The sequence below is a fragment of the Flavobacterium sp. genome, from assembly GCF_028712645.1.
Classification (GTDB): Bacteria; Bacteroidota; Bacteroidia; order Flavobacteriales; family Flavobacteriaceae; genus Flavobacterium.
The window spans coordinates 1-5,566 of record NZ_JAQTPQ010000235.1 but is presented as its reverse complement, the minus strand read 5'-3'; the positions used below and the strand labels follow the sequence as shown (position 1 = coordinate 5,566).

The 5,566-nt window shown below is 32.6% G+C and carries 9 protein-coding genes; 1 reads left to right on the top strand and 8 read right to left on the bottom strand.

The features are described from left to right. Positions 1-39: 39 nt before the first annotated feature. The 7 genes from PHC28_RS15025 to PHC28_RS14995 all read right to left on the bottom strand — a co-directional run bounded on the left by PHC28_RS15025 (position 40) and on the right by PHC28_RS14995 (position 4,660). The gene (locus tag PHC28_RS15025) at positions 40-1,044 is read right to left on the bottom strand and encodes a virulence RhuM family protein (RefSeq protein WP_300102430.1); all 1,005 of its coding nucleotides are present in this window, start codon (positions 1,042-1,044) and stop codon (positions 40-42) included. A 55-nt stretch (positions 1,045-1,099) separates the two neighbouring features. Then, positions 1,100-1,435: a hypothetical protein gene (locus PHC28_RS15020; protein WP_300102425.1), complete on the bottom strand. Its 336-nt coding sequence runs from the start codon at positions 1,433-1,435 to the stop codon at positions 1,100-1,102. Positions 1,436-1,465: 30 nt separating this feature from the next. Further along, a complete protein-coding gene (locus tag PHC28_RS15015; protein ID WP_300102422.1) occupies positions 1,466-2,152 on the bottom strand; it encodes a hypothetical protein in 687 nt (228 codons plus the stop codon). A 185-nt stretch (positions 2,153-2,337) separates the two neighbouring features. Continuing rightward, a complete protein-coding gene (locus PHC28_RS15010) occupies positions 2,338-2,580 on the bottom strand; it encodes a Txe/YoeB family addiction module toxin (RefSeq protein ID WP_300102419.1) in 243 nt (80 codons plus the stop codon). After that, a complete protein-coding gene (locus PHC28_RS15005; RefSeq protein ID WP_300102416.1) occupies positions 2,571-2,777 on the bottom strand; it encodes a DUF2683 family protein in 207 nt (68 codons plus the stop codon). Before PHC28_RS15005 ends, PHC28_RS15010 begins: the two co-directional genes overlap by 10 nt. A 55-nt stretch (positions 2,778-2,832) precedes the next feature. Next, entirely contained in the window at positions 2,833-3,663 is an 831-nt protein-coding gene (ygiD, locus tag PHC28_RS15000; protein ID WP_300102412.1) for a 4,5-DOPA dioxygenase extradiol, read from the bottom strand. Between the two features lie 118 nt (positions 3,664-3,781). Further along, a complete protein-coding gene (locus PHC28_RS14995) occupies positions 3,782-4,660 on the bottom strand; it encodes an SDR family oxidoreductase (RefSeq protein WP_300102409.1) in 879 nt (292 codons plus the stop codon). 119 nt (positions 4,661-4,779) lie between these two features. Here PHC28_RS14995 and PHC28_RS14990 point away from each other — a divergent pair, with 119 nt between their 5' ends. Continuing rightward, positions 4,780-5,142 (top strand): helix-turn-helix domain-containing protein, encoded by a 363-nt coding sequence (locus PHC28_RS14990; RefSeq protein WP_300102406.1) that lies wholly within the window; start codon positions 4,780-4,782, stop codon positions 5,140-5,142. Here PHC28_RS14990 and PHC28_RS14985 read toward each other — a convergent pair. Then, positions 5,139-5,566 (bottom strand): ATP-binding domain-containing protein (locus PHC28_RS14985; RefSeq protein WP_300102403.1); only part of this gene is annotated, 428 nt, incomplete at its 5' end. The genes PHC28_RS14990 and PHC28_RS14985 overlap by 4 nt on opposite strands.

Sequence of the window (5,566 nt, the reverse complement as noted above, 5' to 3'; positions counted from 1 at the left end):
TTGAGGCGTAACGTGCGGGAATGACTGCTATTATTTTCATTACTTTTTTATATTTTTAATTTCTTTATCAAAATCTGAAATAAATTTTTGATCTTGGATAATTCTGAATTTTTGATATTCGGTTTCGGCTTTAGATATTGCTTGATTATGGGAAATACTCCCCGAATTATTTAGTAATTCGTAGCGGTTTAATTTTAAAAATGAATCTAAAATTTCAACCCACTCTTTCATTTTTGTTGGAATACTTCTTTCAGCTTGAAGTTCGGCAAAGTTCAAATACAATTCGACCAATCTATTCAATTCTCGAATCTCTTTTTCAGACAAATAGTTTTTTGCAATTTCAGTATCCGACTTTAGAATTTTTCCGTCAGGCGAATTTTTCCAAGTCGTTAAACCCATATTGGGTTTGGCAACATCGGCTCTTTTATCAATTATTTCTGCCGCGGTATTTCCTGTAATTGCCCAATGCAATTTATTTTGTACTGTTTTATAAAAATTGGCTGTCAATTCTGATTTAGCATCATAATCAACGCTGCATTGCGAAAATATATCTGTTATTTTTTGATAGAATCGTCTTTCCGATGCTCGGATTTCCCTGATTCTTTCCAGTAATTCTTCAAAATAATCCTTTCCAAAAACCTGACCTCCTTGTTTTAATCGCTTATCGTCTAAAGTAAAGCCTTTTATGATGAATTCCTTTAAAGTTTTGGTTGCCCAGATCCTAAATTGGGTAGCTTGCTTTGAATTTACACGATAACCAACAGAAATAATAACATCAAGATTATAAAATTTAGTTTGATAAGATTTACCATCTTCGGCAGTATGTTCCAAAATGGAACTAACTGAATTTTCGACTAATTCTCCTGATAAAAATATATTTCCCAAATGTTTGGTAATCGCAGGTCGTTGAACACCAAAAAGTTCACCAATAGCTTTTTGCGTTAACCAAACGGTTTCGTCATTTACAAAAACATCAACCCGAACTTCTCCATCAGGAGAGGTATAAAGAATAAAATCTGAATTATTAGACGGTAATTGTTTCATAAATGTTGATTAGGAAAAGGGTAACGGGCATAAATTAATATCTTTATTTTATATATTAAGAATCTAATAATCTGGCACTTTTAGAAACGATATCATCATAAAGCAGTTTAAGATTATTATATTGTAAATCAAGATTCCTAATATAATCAGAAATTGCGTCTTTATGAATAAAAACAGTTTTTACAGCAAGATGTTGTTGTTCAGAATATTCTTGTTCGTAGATTTGATTAAGTGTTTCAAAATAATTTCTATTGCTAATATTCGAATCAATAAAAGCATATTTATCCCAAGTATCAGTTTTGTCTAGAAAATTTTTATAAACCATTTTAAATTTGTCTATAAAAACAAGGTTCCTCTCATATTTGGTTATTAATTCACTTCTCGAATCCATAATAAAACGTTTAATGTTATTTTAATGAAATTAATTTAAACCAAAATCAATTAATTTTTGCCCTAAATGATTTAATTTGTAAATTGTTTTAAATGAAATATTTGAAAGACTAGTTTGTGTTCTTGCTACACGTGATGCTGAATTATCTCTTTCTATTTTCATAGAATAAATTCCTAAACTAACATATTGTGCTTCATCATCTCTGTTTATGTAAGCATAACCTCTTTCTTTTTTTAATTTTTTAATGTCTGGCAAGAACGATTTTTGAATAACAGATGAAAGTTTTAAGAATTCGTAATAACTTAAATTACCTTCAATATTTGCCTTAAAAAATTTACCAATTATAGTTGGTTTTTCTAAATCATCAAGTTGCTCAATAAGAACAATAAGTTTTTCACCTACCTTTTGTCTGAACTCATCATTTTCTTCCAATTTATTGATAAAAATTTCTCTTTCAGATTGAGGAATATCTTTTATTTCAATCAAGAATTTATATATCTTTTTCGCAAATATATTTTCTTTAATTCCTATTATAGCTTTTGTTCCCTTATATAATGATCCAAAAAATGGGATTTCTTTTAAAACTCCATCTTCTAAAAAATTATCAAGAGCTATCTCAGCACTGTCAATAATCATATCTTTTAAATTATCTCCAACTACCTCATTAATTAAAGATAATTCGATGCCATTCTCTCGTTTATTATTTTCTGTACTCATAAAACATTTTTTCAAATATACCATTTTCCCACAAAACCAATCTACATAATCTTCACCGAAGTCATACTCAATGAACCCGCCACTAATTTGTCATTGAACAAACTCATCCATAAAAACAAAACCCCACTAAATTTTAGAGTGAGGTTCAATTTTAAATATCTAAATCGGTATAATGCCCTTTCAAACTATATATCAATAAAAACACCTTCGTCAGGGATTTCATAAACAATACGATGTTCTTCGCTAATTTTTCTAGACCAAGTTTCTTGTAAATTATATTTTAATGCCTCGGGTTTTCCAATACCTTCAAATGGATTTTTCGTTATGTCTTCAATCAGAAGTTGAATCTTTTTTTGAACGGTTTTATTTCCTGATTTTTTCCAAAACCCCAAATGCTCCAATGCTTTTTTGGTTAGTTTTACTTCCATAAATCCTTGGTGGAAATAGTAGTACATTCACCGCGTTTATATTCGGCTCTACCTTCTTGAACTGAATTTACAAAATCAGGATTATAAGGACTATCTCCCTCATTTATGGTCACATTTCTAACTCCTTTTAGATGTTCCAAAAGTGTTTTGACAAACGAAATGTGTTTTTCATCGACTTCAATAGTTATTGTACTCATAATGACTTTTATTTTTACAAATATAACAAAAAAACATTTTTCTTAAATGACTTCCCTACATAATCTTCACCGAAGTCATACTCAGCGAACCTGCCACTAATTTGTCATTAAACAAACTCAATTCTTCGGTTTTGTCTTTCAAGCCCAAGGTATAAATCAAGGGCAAATAATGGTCTGGCGTGGGAATTGCAATTTGTAAAGCCTTGCTTTGTTTTTCATAATCAATAAGCGGTTGGAAATTGCCGTCCAACAAATAATTGTTTACAGTTTCTCGAGCTTCAATCGCCCAATCGTAACCGTAATTGTCTTTGTCAAAATTAGGAAAATCGACCAATCTCAAGTTATGTACAATATTACCGCTGCCAATTATCAGGATTCCTTTTTGGCGTAAATCGCTCAATTTCTTGGCCAATTCAAAATGGTATTGCGGCGATTTGGTATAATCAATACTCAACTGGATTACGGGAACGTTGGCTTCGGGATATAAATGTTTTATGACACTCCAAGTTCCGTGGTCTAAACCCCAATGTTCGTCCAATTCCACTTCAATTGGTTTCAATAATTCCTTGGTTTCGACGGCTAATTCTGGACTTCCTTTCGCTGGATATTGCACCGCAAACAAGGCTTGGGGAAAGCCTCCAAAATCGTGAATCGTTCGTGGTATTTCCATCGCAGTGACCTTGGTTCCATTGGTAAACCAATGCGCCGAAATACACAAAATAGCATTAGGTTGTGGCAATGTTTTGGCCACATTTCGAATGTCAGTCACAAACTGGTTTTCTTGAATGGCATTCATTGGGCTTCCGTGTCCCATGAACAATACGGGCATTTTTTTGGTGTTCGAAAAAGTGCCTGAAATTTTATGTAAATCGTTTAATGTATTCATAAAATGTTATTGTCTAAATAATTCTTAAATGTAAAAAATCTTTTCCGTTCAGGTATTCAATTAACAAAAAAACGAACAAATAATATTGTCCGTTTTTTTAATCTTAATCCTATTGCTCTTATTTTGCGTACGTTTGCTTCAAGAAATCTTCCAATGAAACAGGTTTTCTACCCAATAAATTTTCTAAATCCGTTGAATCGGCATAAAATTCACCTTGTTCAATCGCTGCTCCAAAACCTACAAACATTCCAACATATTCTCCTGGAACGCCAGCTTTTGTCAATACATCTGAATAAATCTCAGGACTTGGACTGGTATAACTAACCGTAGTATTGGTTATTTTGCTCAAAATATCCGCGCTTTTTTTCATCGAATAATTTTCAACATTATTCATCGCATATTCTTTACTTTTGTTATTTTCAGCAATCAAGACATTGGCAACCGCTTCGGCTAAATCATTTCTGGAAACATAAGCTGCGCCTGTATCTCCGGCTGGGAAAAAGATTCCTGTTTCTAAAACTTGTTCTCCAAAAAACATTGGCAACACCTCTAGGTATAAATTATTTCTAAAAATACTATACGTCATTCGACTCGCTTTAATGGCGTTGTCAGTATCAATATGAGATTGTGCCAAAAATGCAATCGGCGAAGTTTCCGTTTCATTTTTTCGTTCAAAACTAGTGTATAAAATATGTTTTACGCCTGCTTCGTTGGCTGCTTTCACTGCATTCAATTGTTGTTTACCTCGGTTCACTAAATCAGTTCCCGAAACCAACAATAACTTATCCACTCCTTTAAATGCAGCCAATAAAGAGTCATAATTATCATAATCTCCTTTAACAATTGTGATGCCTTTTGCTTTTAAATCTACTGCTTTTGATTCGTCTCTAACCAAAGCTGAAATATTTGTTGCCGCAATTCCTTTTTTTAATAAAAAATCGATTGTTGTTTTCCCAAAATTACCTGTAGCACCTGTAACTAAAATTTTTGCACTCATTTTTTTTAATTTTTTGTTATTAATGGCACAAAGATAATTACATTTGCTACCTAAAGTATAGTACTATACTAAAGTATATTGATATACTTTAGTATAGTAACAACAAAATCAATGAGATAATGAAAAATATAATCAGTTTTAAAGAAGCCAAAGCCTGCCCTATTCAGTTCGTATTGGCCGTTAATGATACTTTAAACGTAATTAATGGCAAATGGAAATTACCCATTATTGGTTCTTTGCTTTTCGAAAAAAGACGCTTTACCGAAATTCAACGCAATATTCCGAAAATCACTCCTAGGATGTTATCCAAAGAATTGAAAGATTTAGAAATGAACGGAATGGTCAAACGTACCGTTTATGACACGACACCAATCACTGTAGAATACGAATTGACAGCATCTGCAAAATCATTGGGAGATGTCTTGGATAAAATGTTAGAATGGGGTTTGCAACATCGAGAAACTGTACTTTCAGGAAGTTAGTCCGCAAAACTCTCATCCTTAAATCCTATCAAATATAACTTATTTTTCGCTCTCGTCATTGCGGTGTACAACCAGCGAATGTAATCCCTGTTGATGCCATCAGGCAAATACGGTTGCTCGATAAAAACGGTATTCCACTGCCCTCCTTGCGATTTGTGGCAGGTTATTGCATACGAAAACTTGACTTGCAAACCGTTGAAATATTCGTTGGCTTTCACTTTTTGGAATTGCTTGAACTTGGTTTCGCCTTCGTAATCCTTCAAAACTTCCTGATACAATCGGTTCGATTCTTCGTAAGTCAAGGACGGCGATGCGCTTTTTATCGTGTCCAATAACAAAACCGTTTCGAATGGTTTTCGGTTTGGATAATCGACCATTCTTATTTTTACTTTGGCAAATTTGAAACTGTATAATTCTTGTATGT